Below are 19061 nucleotides of genomic sequence, written 5' to 3' on the forward strand. Positions count from 1 at the left end.
GTGGGGTCAGTCGCGTGCCGCGACGAGTGGGGTGTCGACCCCGATCGGGCCGGTGTGCACCGCCCCGCCCGGGGAGCCGAGCGGGACGTCGCGCCCGGGCAGCACCGCACTGAAGAAGACGGCGTTGTCCTCGAGATGGATGCGGGTGGTCTCGTCCACCCGGCGGTCGTTCGAGATGGCCTCCATCGGGCAGACCGATTGGCAGGCACCGCAGTCGACGCATTCGAACGGGTGGATGTAGAGCTTGCGGGCGCCCTCGTAGATGGCGTCGACGGGGCATTCCTCCATGCACGACTTGTCCATGACGTCGGTGCAGGGTTCTCCGATGAAGTACGGCACGGTTCCTCCTGGGGGTGCGTCAGCTCGGGACGGGGCCGGCGTCGGTGGAGTGGCCGGGGAACAGCGGCGCATCGTCGTCGATGCGGTGCGCGATGTGGTTGACGGCGGTCGCGGCCTCACCGAAGCCGACGGACATCAGCCGCACCTTGCCGGGGTACTCGGCGATGTCGCCGGCGGCGTAGACGCCGGGGACGTTGGTGGCCATGTCGCGGCCGACCACGATGTGCTGACCGTGGAGTTCGAGGCCCCAGGTGCGCAGCGGCCCGAGCTGGGCGGTGAAGCCGAGCGCGGCGATCAGCTTCTGCGCCGGCAGCCGCACGGTGTCGCCGTGCTCGTGGCGCAGGACCTCGACGAGTTCGAGACTGTCGGTGCCGTGTGCGGCGGTGACCTCGGCGTTGGTGTGGATGGTCGCACCGCGGCGGCGTAGTTCGTCCACCGACGCGGCGTGCGCGCGGAAGCGGTCGCGGCGGTGCACGAGGGTGACGGACCCGGCGATCGGATGGAGGGCGAGCGCCCAGTCGAGGGCCGAGTCCCCGCCGCCGACGACCACGACGTCGCGGTCGCGGTAGTCGCCGAGGTCGGTGACGAAGTACGCGGCGCCGCGCCCGGCGTACCTGTCGGCGGCGTCGAGGGGCCGGGGCCGGAAGGACCCGATGCCACCGGCGACGAGGACGGCGCGGGTGCGGATGCGCTCGTCGTCGTCGGTGCGGACGGTGAGCACGTCGCCGTCGCGATCGAGGTCCACGGCCTGCCGGCCGAGGAGGTACTCGACGTCGTCGCCGGCCTGCTCGACGAGCTGCCGGACGAGGTCCTTGCCCTTCACCGCGGGCAGGCCGGCGACGTCGTAGATCTCCTTCTCCGGGTAGAGCGCGGCGACCTGGCCGCCGAGCTCGGGGAGCGCGTCGACGACGACGGTGCGCAGGCCGCGGATGCGGGCGTAGTAGGCGGCGTACAGGCCGGTGGGGCCGGCACCGAGGATGAGCAGGTCGGCGTCAGTGTTCATGACCGGCTCCGGGACTCGGGCACAGCGCCGGGGCGAGCAGGTGCTCGACGAGGTCGGCGAGGTGATCACGGGAGGGATCGGCGAACTCCGGTGCCTTGTAACGGATTTCGTCGGGGTCGGCGCCGGCGGCGCGGACCTTGTCCGGCTCGCCGGCCATGAGCCCGGCGATGCCGTCGACGGAGCTCTCGGGGTGGTACTGCACCCCGATGGCGGAGCGGAACGCGAAGGCCTGCACGAAGTCCCGGGACCGGGCCAGGACGGTCACGTCGGGCGGCAGCTGGAAGGTGTCCCAGTGGAAGGAGAACCGGGTGCCGGTGAAATCGACGGGGTGATCCAGCCCCGCCCCGCAGGCGGTGACGTCGACGAAGCCGACCTCGGCACGGTCGCTGCCGCGCACCGCCGTGCCGCCGAGCGCGAGGGCGAGCAGTTGGGAGCCGAGGCAGATCCCGAGCGTGGGCACGTCGCCGGCCGCGGCGGTGCGCAGGAAGTCCCGTTCGCGCAGCAGGTAGTCGTGCGGGTCGTCGGCGGACTCCTTACCGCCCAGGCAGATCACCGCGGCGGCCTCGTCCGGCGCGGGCAGCACGTCGCCGCGGAAGGGGCGGACGATCCGGATCGGGACGCCGTGATCGCGCACGACGTCGCCGAGGACGGTCAGGTCGGGGTCGTCGACGTGGGCGACGACGAGCAGGGGTTTCATACGGCACCTCGGGGTTCCAGAGTGTGTGTCCACGGTCGCCAGTGGTCGGTGGCGGCGAGGGCGCGCAGCAGGGCGACGGCGTCGGCGCGGTCGACGGCGATCCAGCTGCCGTCCGGGACGAGTTCGTAGGGGGTGAAGTCCCAGAACTGCGCGCGCCGGATCGCGTCGGCGACCTGCCGGTGGGCGGCGAGCTCGCGGTCGAGGCGGTCGACGCGCCGCGTGAGCCGGTCCACCTCGGCGCGCAGGCGGTCGAGTTCGGTGTTGTCGGTCATGGCGGGCCCGTCAGAGGACGAGGGTCAGGTTCTCGTGGCCGTGTTCGCAGTCGACGAGGTTGACCTGCTTGACCGCGATCCGCCACTGCTCGTCCCGGCGGACGAGTTCGTGCCCGCACCAGCCGGCGTACGTCTTGGTCGTGCCCGCCCGGAACTCGGTGATCAGGAAGTTCGATCGCACGAGCCGGCGGTCGGGTGTGTCGAGGACCTCGACGTTGGTGACGAGCCGCCGGGTGCGCGACGACGGGATCTGGCAGAACGCGAGTCCGGTGCGCAGCCAGTAGATCCGGTCCATCAGCCGGCGACGGTCGTCGAAGGCGTGGGACACCTCGCGCCGGGGGTCGCCGCCGCCGGGGGTGGTGGGCACCCAGTAGAGGCATTCGTCGGTGAACAGCTCCACCCAGTCGTTGAAGCGGCCGTCGTCGATCAGGCGCGCCTCCCGGTAGAGCAGGTTCTCGACCTCGGAGCGCACCCGCGGATCGGGTTCGCTCCAGTCCTCCTGCCAGGCCCCCATCAGCTCGGCCAGGTGGTCGTAGTAGGCGGAGTCCAGGTAGTACGAGTACCGGGAAGTGTCGTGGCGTTCGTTGCTCTGCACGGTCATCTCTCGTGTCCCTTCACCGGCTCATCAGCCGGAGCCATTCCTGGTAGTAGCCGCGCATGTGCAGCTCGTCGGTCACCGGCCCGGTCACGACGCCGTCGGCGTCGACCTTCTGCCGGCCCTCCACACCGAATCCGCGGTTCATCTGCACCCATGCGACCTCCGGGATGCTCAGGCCGCGCTGGGCCTCCTCGAAGTTGGCCTGGTCGTCGGGTTCGCCGAAGGCCGGGAAGTCCTCCTGGGTGCGCATGCGCAGGACGTTGACCTCGTCCGGGACACCGCCGACGGTGGTGGCGTACCAGGTGAGCTGGGTACGGTCCACGGCGAGCGGCTCGATCACCTGCACCTGGTTCCCGATGATGAGCAGGTTCGGGAAGATGTTGAGGTTGATCTGGGCGCCGACGGTCAGGTCGAGGTAGCGCAGCGCGTCGTCGGGGTACTCGCTGCGGATCAGCTCCTCGAACACCTCCCTCCCGGGTTGCGGGCGCTGGTTGGCCCAGAACGCGCCGGGGCCGTCGTAGCTGGGGCGCTGGTCGATGAAGGTGTGTCCGTTGCCGAGGTACTGCACGTACATGGGGCCGCGGTCGGGGGTGCGGCCGAAGTACGTCATGTCCTTGGACTCGCCGAGCCGTTCGGCCATCTGCAGCAGGGAGCGGTGCGAGAACGCCGGATGGTATCCGTCGCCGGCGTTGTCGTACGCCAGCTTCCAGTTGCCGCGGTAGACCATGCGGTGCGCGGAGTTGCGGAGGAACACCTCACCACCCGGGGCGCGGTCGATCCAGTAGTCGAGGGGTTCGCGGACCGGGCCGAGATGCTCGGCGAGCGGCGGCGCATCGGCGTTGAGGGTGCCGAAGACGAAGCCGCGGTAGCTCTCCACCCTCGGCACCACGCCGAGGTTCAGGTCGGTGCGCTCGAAGTCCGGTCCGTACGCGTCGGGCCACGGCACCCCCACGAGCTGCCCGGTGTTCTTGAAAGTCCAGCCATGATACGGGCATTGGAAGTTCTTGGCGGTGCCGCTCTCGTCGCGGCAGACGGTGGCGGCCCGGTGGGTGCAGCGGTTGAACAGGGCGTGCAGCTCGCCGGCCCGGTCTCGGGTGACGATGATGGGGCGCAGACCCAGGTAGCCGGTGCGGTAGCTGTTGGGAGTGGGGACCTGACTCTCGTGCGCGAGGTACACCCAGGTGCGGCCGAAGACGCGGCGCATCTCGTCGTCGAAGATCGACGGGTCGGTGTACAGCGTGCGGTGCACCCGGTCGTGCTGCACCAGCTCGTCGTACGAGTGGGTGGAACTCACGGTCATGGCTCTTGCCCTTTCGCCGAGGCGTCACGTGGCGGGATCGTTCGTCGTCGCCCGAGGTTCGGGCGGTTTCCGATCGCGTCGGATTGCGTTCGCGTCGGGTTAATCCTGGCCGGGCCGCACGGGGCTCGGTATCCCTCCCAGGAGGGGTATTCACCGGCCCGCAAGGGTCGAACGACACCAGAAATCCCGTGTGTAACAAGAGATTTACAGAACGGACCCATGACGGGTCGCGGCACGACGGCCGATTACGGCGGGGTTACGACACCCGCCGGACGTGGGCATGATTGTGCCCCAGGTCACAGTCGCTGTCAACGCGCGGTGGCGCACCGGGCACGGCCGCCCTCGAGGCGGCGGGCGGGAACCCCGGCCGGCGGCTATCGCGGTTCGGCGGCGAGCGCCGTGGCGACGGCACCGCCGAGCGCGACATTGCCCCGATAGACCTCGACATTGACGTCGAGGCTGCGGCCGCCGGTCGCGCGGTGGAAGTGGTCGAGCAGGAACGGGGTGGTGTCCTTGCCGACCACTCCGGCCGCCGCGGCCCGCTCCTCGGCCTCGTGCAGCACCCGCGCATGCAGCGCGGGGTCGAGCTGGGCGTCTTCCGATACCGGATTCGCAAGCAGGACACCGGATTTCAGGCCGAGTGCGTCCCGGGCACGGACAAGGGCGGCGACCTCGGCCGGCGACCCGACGGAATGTTCGAGCGGGCAGCCGCTGTCGCGGATGTAGAAGCCGGGGAAGCTGGTCGTGCGGTAGCCGACGACCGGAATGCTCAGGGTCTCGAGCCGCTCCAGCGTGGCCGGGATGTCGAGGATCGACTTGACGCCGGCGCTGACGACGAGGATCGGCACGGTGGACAGGGCGACCAGGTCGGCGGACTCGTCGAAGGTGCTCTGCGCGCCGCGGTGCACGCCGCCCAGCCCGCCCGTCGCGAAGACCTCGACCCCGCCGCGGTGTGCGAGCAGCGCCGTGGCGGCAACGGTGGTGCCGCCGGACAGTCGTCGCGCCACGGCGATCGGCAGGTCGCGCACACTCAGCTTCGTCACCGTCTCCGCCGTCGCGAGGTCGGCGATCTCGTCGGTGGACAGCCCCACGGTGGGGACGCCGCGAAGCACGCCGACGGTGGCGGGGACGACGTCCGCCTCCCGCAACCGCGCCTCCGCCTCGAGCGCCACCTCGAGGTTGCGGGGGCGCGGCAGGCCGTGGGTGAAGATCGTCGATTCCAGGGCCACCACCGGCCGGCGGGCTGCGACGGCGTCGCGCACCTCGTCCGATATCCGGATCACCGGGTCCATGCGGCTCCTCTCGTTGCGTGCAGGGTAGCGGCGGAGGGCGAGCGTCGCCGATCATCTCGGAAATTCAGAGCAGCTCACGGATTCCGCACAGCGGCAGATGGATCCACCCCTCCCGGACCGCGACGGCGCGCTGCGCCGCATCGGGCCGGACGGTTCTTCCGAGCGCTGCCGCTCGGGCGACGAGGCCGGCGACCACCGCATCGAACGCGTCGTCGGAGGCCACACAGAGGTCCCGGAAGCCGCCGAGCCTCAGTCCCGGAAGGGCGCGTTCCAGTGCGGCCACCGATGCGGCCCGCGCCTCGCGGTTCTTCGCGCTCTTGTATCCCTTGAACGGCAGGCCCCAGCCCTGCAGCGCAGCAGCGGGATACACCTCGACCACCGTTCCGTCGACGCGGTCGACATCCACCCCGACGGCATCGAGTTCCGCGAGCAGACCCGCACACCGCAGCGCCACATGGGCGATGAGATCCGCGGACACGCTCAACGGGACGATTCCCGTCCCGGCATGCACCACGCGGTCGGTCAACCGCCGCACCAGCGGGAGCCGTCCGGCTCGGCTGCTCAGGGCGCGCTCGCGCGAGTACTCGAGGCGATGGTGCGCGCCGACGAAGTCCACGAACGCGTCGGGCCACCCGAACGGCGCGTCGATGCCGGTCCGGTCCGCGGCGGCCACCGCGTTGACGACGTCCGGGTCGGTCGCGCCGAGCCGTAGCTCCTGCACCGTCGCGGTGCCGTGCTCCCAGGCGACGGTGGCGACCGCCGTCTTCGCCGGCTCCGCCGCGAGGTCGACCCCTACCGTCTTCACGGACGTCACGGTATCCGCTGCCCGGCCCCGGAGCCTGCACTCGTACTGTGCACCGCGCACCCCCGGTCCCGCCACAACGGGGGCAGGCACGCCCTGGAGGGAGCAAGCCGCCGGCACGCACAGGATCGGCGGGCACGCAATCGTGGACTACGTTCCGCATCCGTGCCACGGTGGAGGCGGATATCTCTTCCAGGAGGTGCAACACCATGGAGCACACCCAGCAGAACAGCGCCGCACAGGAATGCCCGGACTGCCATGCCCTCGCCGCGGACCTCGCGGCTCACAAGCAATGGCACTCCAGGGTCGTCCACGACCTCGCCGTCGCCGTCGAGAAGGAAGTGGATCGACGGACACGGACACCCTGACCGGCGCCGCTCCGCGATCCGGTTGCGCCGTCAGCGGAAGGCGTCGCCCTTCGTCGTGAGCGCCTTGACCCGCTCGACGATCCTGTCCTGCAACTTCTTCGGCGTGCGCCAGCGCATGGCGAGGCGGTCGTAGTCCATCGCGTGCTCGGCGACGATGTCCTTGAGCTGCTCGACGTCCAGCGGCGCCAGCTTCGCGCGCAGGCCGGCCTCGCCGCCGTCGCGGAACGCGGCGAACGGGTCGAACGGCCCCGGGGCGCGTGTGCCGCGCCGAGCGGCGGGGGCCTTCCGCGGTGCCGGGGCGGGCGACGGCGCCTCTGCCGGCGCGGTGAGTGCCGAGGCGAGGGCGTGCGCAAACCGCGGGGTGCGGGCGGCCTCGTCGGCGATCACCTGCACCAGCCGCACCAGGGCGGTCGCGGCGGCGGGGCTCGATCCCTGCAGCCGCAGCAGCGCGGCGCTCGCCTCCCCGATCTGCACTCGGAGGCGGGCCTCGTCGCGGTCGACGGTGCCGGTCACAGCAGCACCTGCGCGTTCATCAGGACGTCCTCGGTCAGCATGCGCAGGGCGTCGAACTGCCCGGAGTTGCCGTACTTGCGCTTGAGGGTGCCGTACGGGACGAACTCCGCGGACTGCGCGATCTGGTTGGCCTCGGGGATCCACGCCGGTACGACGTTCGCGATCCGTTCGTCGCGCTGCAGCTGTTCGATGATGCTGCGGTGCAGGTTCGACGCACTCCGGTACTTGGTGATGACGAGGCCGATCTCGCGGATGGGATGTCCCGTCCGCTCGGCGAACGCCCGCACCCGGGTCTGCAGCTGCGGGATCCCGTAGGTCGAGAGGATGTCGGGGATGGTCGGAATGAGGTAGCCGTTCGCCAGCCGCAGGCCGTTCTGGGTGAGCATGCCGAGGTTGGGCGGGCAGTCGACGAGGATGTAGTCGTACCGGTCGGCGATCGGGGTGATCGCGTGCAGCAGCACCTGGAGGGGCCGGGTGGACTTCGGGTCGGCGTACTGCTGGTGGCTCAGTCCCTCCTGGATGTCCATCAGATCCAGCGACGAGGCGAGCAGGTCGACGTTCTCGACGGCGCGCACGGGTGAGACGTCGCGCTGGAGGGCCTTCTCGATGTCGAAGGCGGGGGCGTCGGGATCGACGGCACCGCGGAACAGCGTGGCGAGGGTGCGGTCGAGCTGGTTGAGCTCCTGCCAGCGCTCCTCCCCGATCATCATCGTGGTGAGGTTGGTCTGCGGGTCCAGGTCGATCAGCAGCACCCGCTGCCCGAATTCGGCGGCCATGAACTCCGCGAGGGCGGCCGTCGTCGTGGTCTTGCCGACGCCGCCCTTCAGATTGATCGTCGCGATCACCCGCGCCACACCACACCCCCAGCACACTCGCTACTCGTTCGCTCAGCAAAGTACACCGGGACCCGGACGAATCCGGCGCCGGGCACCGGCGCACCCCCTAGATTCGAGGCAGTCGGCGACGGGAGCCCGCGAGTGCGAGAGGGACGGTGGAGGCGCTGGTGGCCGCTCGCGGCCACCGCGGCGCTCGTCGTGCTGCTCGCCGCGACGAACGCGGTCCCGACCTGGCCGGGGCTCATCCACCTGGTGGCGCTGCCGCCGCTGGATCAATTCACCGACCTGCGGATCCTGCTGTCGCGGGCGTCGTCGTGGCCGGCGTTCCTGGTGTTGCTCGCCGGGGTGGCCGCAGCCCGGGTGGCGCTCATGGCGTGGCTCCTGGGCGGCCTCGACGCCCGCCGGCTGCGCTTCGCGGCCCTGTTCTACACGGTCGCGTTCGGGCCGGTGCTGCTGGCGGCGTTCGCCGACGCCACCGCCTACGCGGTCCTGTACTCCCGGCTGTTCTGGCCCGCCGTCGCCCTGATCGGGGTGCTGGTGCTCACGCTCGGCCCGGTGCCGTGGCAGGGCGGATCCCGGTTGCGCGCGGCCGTCGCGCTGACCTGGCGGCGGGGGCTGCGGGTCGAGGTGATGCTGCCGTACTGCGCGGTGATCCTGGCGCTGGGTGCCGTGGCCGAACGGGTCCCGGTCCTGACGGTGCCGCTCGTCCCGGTCTCGGCCGTCGCGACCGGCCTGGCGATCCGGGCGATGGGCCGCCCGGCGCTGCGCCGGCCGGGGGCGGTCCTGACCGCGCTCGTCGCGGTGCTCGCCGCCGCGTCGCTCGTGTTCGTCGCGACCCGCGGGTACGACGAGCCGGAACCCGGACCGCCGCAGCCGGGTTCGCTGTTGATCCTGTCGGGGATCAACTCGGCGTCGGGGCGGGGCGCGATCCACGCGACGGACGTGCACCGCCTCGGTTACCGCTGCGAGCAGGTGTACTACTTCTCGTATGCCGGACCGGGCGACGGGCAGCCGCAGCGAGACGCGACCTGCCCGATCCGCACGGGTGCCCCCTACGGGCCGAGCGACACCCAGCGTCCGTTCCACGAGCAGGTCGATCTGTTCGTCGAGCAGGCGTCCGCGCTGCCTCGTCCGCTGGTGGTGGCCGCGCATTCGCACGCCGTGTGGGTGGTGTGGGAGGCCGTCGCCACCGGACGGGTCGACGTCGATGCGCTACTGCTGGTCGGCCCGTTCCCGAGCACCCCGACCGGCTATCCCCCACCGCACGTGAACGCGCCCGGCCGCGTCTTCGGCGACCTGCTGCGTGCCGCCGCTCCGGCCACCGACCTGGTCCGGTTCCACTTCGACCCGGACACCCCCGCCGCGCGGGAACTGCTCGGCACGGCGGGAGCCGCGGAATCCATCCTCGCTCAGCCACTTCCCGCAACGGTACGAGCAACGAGCCTCCCCGCGGCCACCGATCTGCCCCTGATGCCGGACGACTGGCAGCTCGACGTCGAGCGAAACGGGTGCCCGGCCCGCGTCGCCCACCCGTACCTGCCCAGATCGGCGGCATTCGAGGACGCGGCGATCCGCTTCCTGAACGGCCGTCCGCCCCCACCGTGCCCGCCGTGGCGGGACTGGGGTGCCGTACTCGTGCGGCCGTTCGGGGTGCCGGCCGGGCAGGCTCTGCGATGATCCCGAATTCCCCGGCGACGATCGCCGCCGAGGGGGATATTCGGAGGAGGCCACCACCGGTAACGAACGCGGCATCGCCGGAAGCAGCGCGGTGCTCACGACCCACGACCGCCACGACCCAACGACTGCCACGACCCAACGACTGCGGAGTACCCATGACACTGCTTCCCCGCCCCGGTCTGTCGACGATCGTGACGGTTGCCGCCGCTGCACTACTGTCCGTGTCGATGCCGCCGAACGCGCTGGCCTTCGCGCCCGACATCCACGGCGCGATCCTGCGTGCAGCGCTGCCCCCGGCCACCCTCGACGGGGGTGTCGACGACCCGGCGCTCGCCGAGATCACCGGAAGCCTCCTCACCGGCACCGGCAACGAAGGCAGCGACCTGTTCCAGGGCGACGCCTTCCGGCACTTCGACAACGCCGCGCGACCGGCGGACGTCTGCGACCGTGCCCGGGACGCGTGGAACTTCTTCGTGCCCGCCGTGATCGCCGGTGCGCAACCCACCGGCCCGCCGGAGTTCCGCACCTCCGCGAACGGCTTCGCGGCCCGCAGCGCCTTCGGCGGCCTGACCCACGCACTCGCCGACTTCTACTCCCATTCGAACTGGGTCGAGCTGGCCGTCGGCACGGATCGGGCACCGGGGCTCGCCCCGCTCTTCCCGACGTGCGATCCCACCGCTCTTCCGGCCGGACTCCACACCGGATACTTCGAGCTGACCCCGGCGAACGGCCTCGACGGCTGCCCGAGCGGTCCACCCGCTCCCCCGGCCGGGTCGTCCGTCCCACCGGCCGAGGGCCCGCCCGCCCCGCCCGCCCCGTTCGAGGAGTGTCACCTGACCCTGAACAAGGACGATCCGGGCACGCTCCGCGGTCGTGAGCCGGTCCCCGGATATCCCGGCACGACGTATCACCAGCTCGCGGTGCAGCTCGCCGTCGAACACACCACCGCGCTGTACCGGGAGGTCCGCGGTCTCGTCGCCGGTTCCGTCCCCGCCGGTGTCGACGGCGAGTGCGTCGCCGACAACCTGTTCCGGGCCGCGCAATTCGCACCCTGCGCGGTCCCGGCTCCCACTCCCGTTCTTCCCAAACGTGTTTCGGGTCAGCCGGTCGGCGTTGCGCCGAGTCCCCCGGCATAGGGGCGAGACCGGCTGCACCGGGGCAGGGCCCCGGCATCCACCTCTCACCTCATCGCTGCCACCGCGGCCGGGGTGAGACTGTCCAAGCCGGGCAGCACCAGTCCTGCGAGGGCGAGCGCATCCGGGTCGGGTGGGTACCGGGGATGGGGAATCGCGATCACCCGCATGCCGGCCGACGCCGCCGACCGCAGCCCGTTGCTGGAATCCTCCACCGCCGCACACCGAGCCGGGTCCATCCCGAGTCGCTCGGCCACCGTCAGGTAGATGTCGGGTGCCGGCTTCCCACGCGCCACACCTTCGGTGGACAGCGCCACGGTGAACACGTCTCCCAGCGCTGCGGCGTCGAGCACGCCGTCGATCAGAGCCTGCGGGGACGAGCTGGCCAGCCCGAGCGGCCACCGCGCCGCCATCGCGCGCACCGCCTCGACCGCACCCGGAATCAGCGGCAGCCGGTCGGCGTAGCGAGCGCCCATGCGATCGATGACCAGCGCTGCCACGTCGTCGGGCGGCAGGTCGACACCGAGACCGTCGCTGAGATACCTCGACCACTCCGGGGTACTCATGCCCATCAATCGGCTCTGCGCGTCGGCAGTCCACCGACCCCCGTGCTCGGCCACGACCTGCCGGCGCACCTGCTCCCACAGCGGTTCGGAGTCGACCAGCACACCGTCCAGGTCGAACACCACCGCTTCCACACCGCCGATATCGGACACAGGCCCAGTCTCGGCCACACTCGTCCGCAGGCACGACACCGACACGCAACCGATCGGCGGACGGATCCGGCGCCCCCGGCCGGATGCCCGTGAGCGCTGCCGACGGGGCGAGGATGTGCTCGTCGCGCCCCTCGTCCGCCTCCTGCGGATCACGCATTCGGCGCCGCACCGGCGCGTATCGTTCTCCGATGTACGCACGTGCTCGTCGTGAGGGGGACGACCGTGAGCGAAACCGTAGGTCTGGTGGTATCCGGCGCGGGCGCCCGGGGCGCGTACGAGGCCGGAGCTATCGCATCGCTGCTGCCGCACCTGCCGAGGTCGGAGCACCCCCCGATTCTGGTGGGAACCAGCGCCGGCGCACTGAACGTCGTCGCGTTGGCCGCCTTCGCCGGGGACGGGTACAAGGCCGCAACCCACAGGATCGTGAGCCTGTGGTCGACGGTGGGACTGGACGACGTCTTCGGCCCCGTGGGGACGCTGGTCGGCACGGGCCTGCGCTACCTCGGTCAGGCCGCCGGTCTGGACGTCACGCTACCGAGCCTTCTCGACACCGAGCGCATGCACGACCTGCTGGACTCTCTCATCTGCTGGGAGGACCTGCACGCCAACATCCGCAGCGGCGCCATCGGGGCGGTCGCGGTGACCGCAACGTCGGTCGCCACCCGCGGCACCGTGGTCTTCGTCGAGAAGCACTCGTCTGTGCCGCTACCTCCCTACGACGAACATCGCAACATCACCTACGTCGAAACGGAACTGACCGTCGAGCACGTGCTGGCATCGGCGGCGGTGCCGGTGCTGTTCCGGCCCGTCCGGGTCACCGAACCGGCGGCGTGGGCAGGCTGGTACGCCGACGGCGGTCTGCAGCTCAACACCCCGCTGAAACCGGCCCTCGCCTTCGGCGCGGACACCCTCGGAGTCGTCGCGACCCAGCCGCGACACTGGATCGAACGGCCTGCCGCCGACCTCGTGCCCTGCGACGACGAACCGCCCGACGTATTCGGTGCCGCCGCGCTGATCCTGCGCGCCCTCCTCTCGGACCGCATGATCGAAGACCTCCACCAACTCGAGGTCCGTAACGACCGGCTGATGCGCATCCGTGCAGCCGGAGTGGACAGCGCGGACGTGACATCGGATCGGGAGATCCGGGTGCGGTTCGCGGGCCCGTCGCTCGATCAGGCGTACGACCTCGGCCGGCTCGCGTACGACGTGTACAGCAGGAAGGCCGCGGGCGTCGGCGGTCTGCGCCATCCGTGGCTGTCGGTCCTGGGTCGCCTCGCCGGGGGAACACGCGAGGACCACGGCGACCTGCTGAGCTTCCTGCTCTTCGACCCGGACTTTACTTCCGCCGCAGCCGAACTCGGAATTGCGGCAACTCACGAATGAGCGCGGCCCGAGCGAATGTATCGCTCACCTCGGTAGTCCGACGGAACGATACATTCGCTCGCCTGTGGCGGCGCGGGTGAAGCAGCGAGCGCAGCCGCGCCAGGTTACCGGCTGCCCGTCAGCAGCACCTTGAGCGCACCGGTCTCACCCGCGCGGCCGAAGACGTCGTAGGCCTCCTCGAACTCGTCGAGTGCGAACCGGTGGGTGATCATCGGCGAGGTGTCGAGTTTGCCGCTGCGGACCAGGCCGATCAGGGTCGGCGTCGAGTAGGTGTCGACCAGGCCGGTGGTGATGGTGAGGTCCTTGATCCAGATGCTCTCCAGGTGCAGGGTGGCGGGCGCGCCGTGGACGCCGATGTTGGCGACATGGCCGCCCGGCCGGACCAGTTCGACGGCCTGTTCGAACGTCGCCGGCACTCCGACGGCCTCCATGGTGACGTCGGCGCCGAGGCCGCCGGTGAGGTCGCGCACCACCGCGGCGACGTCGTCGCGCCCGCCGTTGACCACGACGTCGGCGCCGAACGCCTTGGCGGCCTCGAGGCGGCTGTCGGCGAGATCGACCGCGACGACGTGGCTCGGGCTCAGCAGCCGGGTGGCGAGGATCGCGGCGAGACCGATCGGTCCGGCGCCGACGATGACGACGACGTCGGCGGGCCGCACGCATCCGTTGAGCACGCCGACCTCGTAGGAGGTGGGCAGGATGTCGGCGAGCATGAGCATCTGCTCGTCGCTCACGCCCTCGGGTACACGGTGGGTCGAGTTGTCGGCGAACGGGACTCGCACGAGTTCGGCCTGGGTGCCGTCGATGAGGTGGCCGAGGATCCAGCCCCCGCCCCCGAGGCACTGGCCGTAGCGGCCCTCGCGGCAGAAGCGGCAGCGCCCGCACGAGGTGATGCACGAGACGAGGACCCGGTCGCCGGGCGCGAGGTTCTGCACGCCCGGCCCGACCTCGACGACGGTGCCGACGGCCTCGTGCCCGAGGATGCGCCCGTCGGTCACCTCGGGGACGTCGCCGCCGAGGATGTGCAGGTCGGTGCCGCAGATGGTGACCGCGTCGACGCGGACGATCGCGTCGGTGGGGTCCTGGATTCGGGGGTCGGGAACGTCCTCCCAGACGCGCTTGCCCGGACCGTGGAACACCAGTGCCTTCATTGCTTCGGCCCTTTCGCCGATGGGTGTCTGCCGGTCTCAGCGTCCCATCGTTCGCGCCCGTTCGGAACGGGTCCTTGGACCTCGAATCGGACGGGGGGATGTCACACCGGGTCGGTCAGTGGCCGGAGACGATCGTGAGCCGGTCCGGGGCCGCCTCGACCAGCGCCTCGGGGGTGCCGTACCCGTCGACCTCGACGACGGGTGCCCGGTCGACGGTGGCACGGACGACGGCGCCGTCGGACATGAAGACGATCAGGCCCTGCCCCGCGGTGTCGGGGAGGTTCTCCCACACGGTGCCCGTCAGGCCGAGATCCCGGTTGATCGAGCTCATCAGCAGGGGCAGCGAGAATCGGTACATGCGGTCCCACGACCCCGGCGACAGACCGGCGTCCTCGGCCACGGAGGCGAGGGTGCGGGGTTCGCCCGTCAGCAGGACCGTGTCGAACTCCGCCTCGAGGATCGGGGCGTCCTGCACCCGGACCGTGCCGCCGGACCCGCCGCAGCCGGCGACGGCGAACACCGTCGCCGCCAGGAGCATCCCCGACCTCCGGGCCGTGCACGCCGGCACCGTGGGTCTCGGCACCGTGCATCTCGGCGCCGTGCATCTCGACACACTGCGCAGCATCCGTTCACCCCCAGTCGATTTCGCTCGAGAACGCGTGAAAGTTACAGCACCGCCCGCACGAGAAGCAGTGCCGTCGGGCGACGTCGGAATCACCGAGGAGCTGGGCTGTGACAGCTGACAATCGACGCGCGGGCGGCCTCACTCCCGCGCGGTGAGCTCCGCGATGTCGCCCCTCAGCTCCGACCGGAGCGAACCCATCAGCTCTGCCGCGATCCCGAACTGGTCGCCGACGAAGTGGGTGTTGTCGGCGGACAACTCCCGCGCTCCCGATCGGCCGATGAGGGAGTCGATCCGCTCGTCGAGGCTCGCGGTGCGGGCCTCGACCTCGGCCGTGCGCAGCTGGACCTCGGCGACGGTGAGCAGTTCGCCGATGCGGGCCAGTGCCGCCACCCGGTCGAGAAGCTGATCCCACACCGGTGCGAGCGCGGCGATACGCGCGTCGACGGCCGCGCGAGCGGACGGCGCCGCGCGCCGGGCGTCGGCGAGTTCGGCGAGCAGGCCCCGCAACGTCACGGCGTCCACGGCGATCTGCGTCAGCTCGTCGGCGAGATCGAGCTGGGACCGCTGCACCGCGAGGTGGTCCGACCGCCAGGCCGTGGAGCCTTCGATCCGATCGAACAGGGTGCCGGCGAGGAACAGCAGGGTGTCGTACCGGTCGACGAAGTGATCGTCGCCGTCGGGCACCTGCCGGCCGAGGGCGTCGGCGGCGCGACGTCCCACCGCGGCCGCCGCGGTGCCGTCGGACCAGCGCGTCACCCGGTCCACGGCCACGCCGAGCACGGCGCCGCGCACCTGATCGGTCGTTCTCTCGGGGATCGGCGCGGGCGTGCGCTGCAGCGCCGCGAACAGGGCGTCACGCTGGTGCGGGTCGAGGTGCACGCCGTCGCGCCGTTCCCGCCGCACGGCCCGCACGCCCTGCGCGTAGTGCCGGCCGGACACGGTGAGCGTGTAGTGGGCGTTGCGCAGCCGCTTGGCCAGCTCCCCCGCCCGGTACTCGAACACCAGCCGGGCGGCGCCGGGGCGCAGGTCGGCGGCTCGCACCGTGAGGCGGGCGTGCTCGTCCGTGAGATGGCGCAACGCGCCGAACCCGCCGAGCGTGGGCAGGCCGCGGCCGATCCGGCGGCGCCGGGCCAGGATGTCGCGGGTCTCGTCGTCGAGGTGGCCGGCGGCCAGGCAGAGAGCGGCGGCGTCCGACAGCGGGGCGTGCCGGCCGTCGAGCCGGTGCTGCTCGCACCAGCGGCGCACCTGCGCGGCCATCCGCTCGCGGCGCTGCTCGGCCGGTTCGAACCCGACCGGGAACTGCGGGTCGTCGGACATCGGGACCTCCTCGTGGCGTCCGGACCCCTCCACTGTTCCAGAAAACCCGGGACCGCGACGGGAGCGCCGGTCAGGCGAGGAACTCGGTGACGGCGTCGACCGCGGCGCGCTGGGCCCTGCCCTGCCCGGCCGGGGTGCCGCCGAAGGCGATGCCACCGCTCCACTGGGCGTCGCCGGGGAACATGCCGAGGCGGATCAGGTGGCCGGCGCCGTCGACGGACAGGTGCCGGTCGCGACCGTCGCCGCGCCGGGCGAGCAGGGCGCCCGCCATGTCCGTGGCCGGCCACAGCTGGTCGTCGGTGCCGGTGATGCACAGGATCGGGGCGTCGATCTTCTCGGACCGCAGGTGGGCGGGGTCGGGCGCGTCGCGCAGTCCCGCGCGGTAGGCGTCGGACAGCCGCAGCAGCGACGGCCGGTGCCGGGCGACGTCGCGGCCGGCGCGCCAGGCGTTGCGGATCATCTGCGGCATCAGCGCGGAGCTGGGCAGCGGTGCCCAGGGCTGTGGCGCGCCGCCCAGGGTCCACGACGGAGTGTCCGGGATCTCCCCGTCCGGCCCGAGTCCCTGCCACGAGACGGAGCTGGGGCTGACGAGCACCAGCGCCCGCAGCGACGTGCCGTCGGCCGCGACGGCGGCGAGAAGGCCTTCGGCGCCCCGGGAAATGCCCACGGCGGCAACGTTGTCGGTGTCGATCTCGGGCAGGGCGGCGAGGTGGCGCAGCGCGCCGGTGAAGCGCTCGAGCGGTACGGACGCGACCTCGGTGTTCTCGTCGAGCCACGAGTAGGCGAGGGCGACGTGGCCGTGGGAGGCGAGGGCGGCGATGGTGGCGCGCTGGGAATCGACGCCGCCCTCGGATCCGCCGACGCACAGCACCGCCGGCCATCCGCGCGGCGGAGCCGGGCCGTCCGGGCGGGCGAGCAGACCCGGCCGTCCGGCGACGTCGAGGTCTTCGACGGTCACGCCGGGCGCGGCGTCGGTGCGGATCACCGTGCGTCGCGTGGTGTGCGGGCCGTCGGTGACGGTGAGCGTGACCGGCCACCGGCCGGGCGGGGGGACGAACAGGTCGGGTACGCGGTCGGGCTCGTCGAACCGCATGTCCCACAACGGTTCGTCGACGACGTCGACGCTGCCGTCGTAGCTGCGGTGCGACCGCCAGCGGGCGCCGGACATGTCGGCGCCCTCGGCGGTGACGGTGATCGTCGCGTCGGGCCGCGACCCGGCGAGGGTGAGGCGGAACGGCTCGTCGTGCCGCGACTGGCGCGGTACGACGAGGTGCACCCGGGGCGAGTCGAGGTCCGGGGGTGGTGCCGTCGGGGACGCGGGTTCGGGGCTCGGGTTGGCGGTGGCGGCGAGCGCGGACTTCGTGTCGAACCACTTGGGAAACAGGGCCGAAACCAGTCCGGCGGCACCCAGGACGACGAAGGGGACGACCCAGTAGCCGACGACGGAGAGCGCGTCGGTCTCGTCGCGGACGGTGGCGGAACCGTCGACGATCGGCGGGATCAGCGAGGACACGGTCATCACGGCGAACGCGGCGGCCCACATCCACGTCATCGCGGTGGTGATGTACCGGAAGCCGCCGGATGCCGCGGTCGCGGGATCGACTGTCTCGACGGCGTATTCGCGCACGAACGGTCGTCCGGCGAGGATGCCGCCGAGGACGACGAGCAGCAGTCCGAGATTGCCGACCGGCTGCAGCCAGCGTTCGAGGACGGCGTCGTCGAGCGTGAGCGCGGCGATCAGCAGCAGCGCGAAGACGACGACGGTGCCGACGTCGAGGGAGCGCCAAGGCTTTCCGCGCACCCGCTGTACGAGGGGGCCGGCGGCGGCGAGCGCGAGGGCGGCGGCCACGGCGGTGACGAACCCGGTGTTGCCGACGAGGATCCAGTACACAATCCACGGCGCGAATCCGACGACGAGGGACATTCGCGGATTGTCTCCCGCCTCCCGCCGCCGTGGGGGTGCTTCCGCGATACGCCTCAGGAGTTCACGGGAACGAAGATCACGGTTCGCACTTCCTCGGCGGGGGTGCCCGGCGGGCTCCAGTACTCCTCCCACGCGGTGCTCAGGTCGAGGTCGTGCCCCTCGCGGGCGGCCCAGGCGGCGAGGGCCTCGTAGGTGTGCTCGAGCGTGTCGTAGGGACCGAGGTGGGTCTCGGTCGCGACCTGGCCGGCGGGCAGGTCGATCGGGACCACGTGGCCGTCGCCGTCGATCCGGGTGGCGACCTCGAAGCCGGCGGCGCCGTCGAAGCCCTCCCTGGTGAAGTTGCGGTAGTACGCGACGGCCGGGCCGGCCGGCGACGTGCCCGCGCCGGCCAGGTACTGCTCGACGGCGCCGTACGCCTCGCCGAGGTGCTCACCGATGTGCGCCACGTCGGTGCTGAACTCCACGGCGGCCAGATGCCTGGCCGGTGCGTGCACGATCTCGGGCATGCGTCCTCCCCTGTCGAAGCCTGGGGCCACGATAGGCGATTCACACTGCCGATTCGTGAACTTCCGGAGACATCGAGCGCCCGGGCTGTGCGGGGGTTGCCGGCGGCCGAATGTCACATCCGGTCGATGCAATCGAATCGATGTGACATTCGGCCCGCACACACGAGCGCTCCGACTACCGTGACAATCGTCACAGCACCGGCCGGACCGCAGCGACCCTCGTCGCGGCGGCGCGACGGGTCCCGCAGCCGGCGGCCCGTGTCCGCTTCGACCCGTTCGCGGCGTCGATGCCGGTCCGATGCTGGACAATTCACGTAGCCGACGGCGCTCGCGGACCCGACATCGTGCCGCGCGAAAGACCAACGGCCCGAATGTTACTGCCCGGTGTTACCCGGCGGTATTCCCGGGCCCGCCGAGGCCGGGCCCCGGAATCGTCCCCCATTTCGATCGTAATCGACTGTCCGCCAGCGGTTCCCGCGCGCGAGGCGGAGAGGGAGCGGCAAACCCCGCCCTGCCGACCACAAAACGTGACAAACCCTCATGTTTCCTTCATGCTGTTAGCGGAAGGATCGTCCCCACCGGGGGGCACTCGGCCGTCGACGACGACGG

Annotated in this window: 20 protein-coding genes; 4 read left to right on the forward strand and 16 right to left on the reverse strand. The window is 71.5% G+C overall.

Translation table 11 applies throughout. The features are described from left to right. Window positions 1-6: 6 nt before the first annotated feature. From fdxA to OCS65_RS19765, 8 genes are all read right to left on the reverse strand, one after another. Window positions 7-339, reverse strand: coding sequence for a ferredoxin (gene fdxA, locus OCS65_RS19730; protein ID WP_263507467.1), 333 nt, complete (start codon window positions 337-339; stop codon window positions 7-9). A 19-nt stretch (window positions 340-358) separates the two neighbouring features. After that, window positions 359-1342, reverse strand: a complete 984-nt coding sequence (locus tag OCS65_RS19735) for an NAD(P)/FAD-dependent oxidoreductase (protein WP_029542643.1) — start codon at window positions 1340-1342, stop codon at window positions 359-361. Continuing rightward, the gene (locus tag OCS65_RS19740) at window positions 1332-2039 is read right to left on the reverse strand and encodes a type 1 glutamine amidotransferase (protein WP_029542640.1); all 708 of its coding nucleotides are present in this window, start codon (window positions 2037-2039) and stop codon (window positions 1332-1334) included. The genes OCS65_RS19735 and OCS65_RS19740 overlap by 11 nt, the downstream gene beginning before the upstream one ends. Further along, window positions 2036-2311, reverse strand: coding sequence for a hypothetical protein (locus OCS65_RS19745; RefSeq protein ID WP_029542639.1), 276 nt, complete (start codon window positions 2309-2311; stop codon window positions 2036-2038). The genes OCS65_RS19740 and OCS65_RS19745 overlap by 4 nt, the downstream gene beginning before the upstream one ends. Before the next feature lie 10 nt (window positions 2312-2321). Further along, a complete protein-coding gene (locus OCS65_RS19750; RefSeq protein WP_006944802.1) occupies window positions 2322-2912 on the reverse strand; it encodes an aromatic-ring-hydroxylating dioxygenase subunit beta in 591 nt (196 codons plus the stop codon). Between the two features lie 13 nt (window positions 2913-2925). After that, window positions 2926-4209, reverse strand: coding sequence for an aromatic ring-hydroxylating oxygenase subunit alpha (locus OCS65_RS19755; protein ID WP_006944801.1), 1284 nt, complete (start codon window positions 4207-4209; stop codon window positions 2926-2928). 374 nt (window positions 4210-4583) lie between these two features. Beyond that, on the reverse strand, window positions 4584-5501 hold the full coding sequence (locus tag OCS65_RS19760; protein ID WP_263507468.1) for a pseudouridine-5'-phosphate glycosidase: 918 nt from the start codon (window positions 5499-5501) through the stop codon (window positions 4584-4586). 64 nt (window positions 5502-5565) lie between these two features. Further along, window positions 5566-6306: a DUF429 domain-containing protein gene (locus OCS65_RS19765; RefSeq protein WP_006944788.1), complete on the reverse strand. Its 741-nt coding sequence runs from the start codon at window positions 6304-6306 to the stop codon at window positions 5566-5568. A gap of 206 nt (window positions 6307-6512) precedes the next feature. Between OCS65_RS19765 and OCS65_RS19770 the strand changes: the two genes are divergently transcribed. Then, window positions 6513-6671: a hypothetical protein gene (locus OCS65_RS19770; RefSeq protein ID WP_006944786.1), complete on the forward strand. Its 159-nt coding sequence runs from the start codon at window positions 6513-6515 to the stop codon at window positions 6669-6671. 30 nt (window positions 6672-6701) lie between these two features. Here OCS65_RS19770 and OCS65_RS19775 read toward each other — a convergent pair whose 3' ends face one another. Together OCS65_RS19775 and OCS65_RS19780 are read right to left on the reverse strand one after the other, a co-directional pair. After that, window positions 6702-7184 (reverse strand): hypothetical protein, encoded by a 483-nt coding sequence (locus tag OCS65_RS19775; RefSeq protein ID WP_006944785.1) that lies wholly within the window; start codon window positions 7182-7184, stop codon window positions 6702-6704. Beyond that, window positions 7181-8038 carry a ParA family protein gene (locus OCS65_RS19780; protein ID WP_006944784.1) on the reverse strand — a complete coding sequence of 286 codons (858 nt, stop codon included), beginning with the start codon at window positions 8036-8038 and terminating at the stop codon, window positions 7181-7183. Before OCS65_RS19780 ends, OCS65_RS19775 begins: the two co-directional genes overlap by 4 nt. A 123-nt stretch (window positions 8039-8161) precedes the next feature. On the opposite strand from OCS65_RS19780, the gene OCS65_RS19785 reads away from it, so the two are divergent. After that, window positions 8162-9697: a hypothetical protein gene (locus tag OCS65_RS19785; protein WP_263507469.1), complete on the forward strand. Its 1536-nt coding sequence runs from the start codon at window positions 8162-8164 to the stop codon at window positions 9695-9697. Window positions 9698-9852: 155 nt separating this feature from the next. Continuing rightward, on the forward strand, window positions 9853-10833 hold the full coding sequence (locus OCS65_RS19790) for a hypothetical protein (protein WP_065922795.1): 981 nt from the start codon (window positions 9853-9855) through the stop codon (window positions 10831-10833). Between the two features lie 44 nt (window positions 10834-10877). Here OCS65_RS19790 and OCS65_RS19795 read toward each other — a convergent pair whose 3' ends face one another. Next, complete coding sequence (locus OCS65_RS19795; protein WP_006941379.1) at window positions 10878-11546, reverse strand: HAD family hydrolase; 669 nt, start codon at window positions 11544-11546, stop codon at window positions 10878-10880. A 243-nt stretch (window positions 11547-11789) separates the two neighbouring features. Here OCS65_RS19795 and OCS65_RS19800 point away from each other — a divergent pair, with 243 nt between their 5' ends. After that, window positions 11790-12929, forward strand: a complete 1140-nt coding sequence (locus OCS65_RS19800) for a patatin-like phospholipase family protein (RefSeq protein ID WP_081637013.1) — start codon at window positions 11790-11792, stop codon at window positions 12927-12929. A gap of 104 nt (window positions 12930-13033) precedes the next feature. Here OCS65_RS19800 and OCS65_RS19805 read toward each other — a convergent pair whose 3' ends face one another. The 5 genes from OCS65_RS19805 to OCS65_RS19825 all read right to left on the reverse strand — a co-directional run bounded on the left by OCS65_RS19805 (window position 13034) and on the right by OCS65_RS19825 (window position 18452). Further along, entirely contained in the window at window positions 13034-14080 is a 1047-nt protein-coding gene (locus OCS65_RS19805; RefSeq protein ID WP_029542625.1) for a zinc-dependent alcohol dehydrogenase family protein, read from the reverse strand. A 115-nt stretch (window positions 14081-14195) separates the two neighbouring features. Continuing rightward, complete coding sequence (locus OCS65_RS19810; RefSeq protein WP_051446069.1) at window positions 14196-14618, reverse strand: hypothetical protein; 423 nt, start codon at window positions 14616-14618, stop codon at window positions 14196-14198. A 225-nt stretch (window positions 14619-14843) separates the two neighbouring features. Beyond that, window positions 14844-16022: a hypothetical protein gene (locus OCS65_RS19815; protein ID WP_006941391.1), complete on the reverse strand. Its 1179-nt coding sequence runs from the start codon at window positions 16020-16022 to the stop codon at window positions 14844-14846. A gap of 70 nt (window positions 16023-16092) precedes the next feature. Next, the gene (locus OCS65_RS19820; RefSeq protein ID WP_263507470.1) at window positions 16093-17946 is read right to left on the reverse strand and encodes an acyl-CoA thioester hydrolase/BAAT C-terminal domain-containing protein; all 1854 of its coding nucleotides are present in this window, start codon (window positions 17944-17946) and stop codon (window positions 16093-16095) included. A 53-nt stretch (window positions 17947-17999) separates the two neighbouring features. Further along, complete coding sequence (locus tag OCS65_RS19825; RefSeq protein ID WP_006946883.1) at window positions 18000-18452, reverse strand: GyrI-like domain-containing protein; 453 nt, start codon at window positions 18450-18452, stop codon at window positions 18000-18002. Between the last annotated feature and the right edge of the window lie 609 nt (window positions 18453-19061).

Origin of the sequence: Rhodococcus aetherivorans (assembly GCF_025722975.1) — a bacterium.
GTDB classification, from domain to species: Bacteria; Actinomycetota; Actinomycetes; order Mycobacteriales; family Mycobacteriaceae; genus Rhodococcus; species Rhodococcus aetherivorans.

What these genes read in the sequence shown, in the direction of transcription:
- OCS65_RS19735 (WP_029542643.1), bottom strand. Translation starts at nt 1,342, where the DNA reads ATGAACACTGACGCCGACCTGCTCATCCTCGGTGCCGGCCCCACCGGC.
- OCS65_RS19740 (WP_029542640.1), bottom strand. Translation starts at nt 2,039, where the DNA reads ATGAAACCCCTGCTCGTCGTCGCCCACGTCGACGACCCCGACCTGACC.
- OCS65_RS19745 (WP_029542639.1), bottom strand. Translation starts at nt 2,311, where the DNA reads ATGACCGACAACACCGAACTCGACCGCCTGCGCGCCGAGGTGGACCGG.
- OCS65_RS19750 (WP_006944802.1), bottom strand. Translation starts at nt 2,912, where the DNA reads ATGACCGTGCAGAGCAACGAACGCCACGACACTTCCCGGTACTCGTAC.
- OCS65_RS19755 (WP_006944801.1), bottom strand. Translation starts at nt 4,209, where the DNA reads ATGACCGTGAGTTCCACCCACTCGTACGACGAGCTGGTGCAGCACGAC.
- OCS65_RS19760 (WP_263507468.1), bottom strand. Translation starts at nt 5,501, where the DNA reads ATGGACCCGGTGATCCGGATATCGGACGAGGTGCGCGACGCCGTCGCA.
- OCS65_RS19770 (WP_006944786.1), top strand. Translation starts at nt 6,513, where the DNA reads ATGGAGCACACCCAGCAGAACAGCGCCGCACAGGAATGCCCGGACTGC.
- OCS65_RS19790 (WP_065922795.1), top strand. Translation starts at nt 9,853, where the DNA reads ATGACACTGCTTCCCCGCCCCGGTCTGTCGACGATCGTGACGGTTGCC.
- OCS65_RS19805 (WP_029542625.1), bottom strand. Translation starts at nt 14,080, where the DNA reads ATGAAGGCACTGGTGTTCCACGGTCCGGGCAAGCGCGTCTGGGAGGAC.
- OCS65_RS19810 (WP_051446069.1), bottom strand. Translation starts at nt 14,618, where the DNA reads ATGCTCCTGGCGGCGACGGTGTTCGCCGTCGCCGGCTGCGGCGGGTCC.
- OCS65_RS19815 (WP_006941391.1), bottom strand. Translation starts at nt 16,022, where the DNA reads ATGTCCGACGACCCGCAGTTCCCGGTCGGGTTCGAACCGGCCGAGCAG.
- OCS65_RS19820 (WP_263507470.1), bottom strand. Translation starts at nt 17,946, where the DNA reads ATGTCCCTCGTCGTCGGATTCGCGCCGTGGATTGTGTACTGGATCCTC.
- OCS65_RS19825 (WP_006946883.1), bottom strand. Translation starts at nt 18,452, where the DNA reads ATGCCCGAGATCGTGCACGCACCGGCCAGGCATCTGGCCGCCGTGGAG.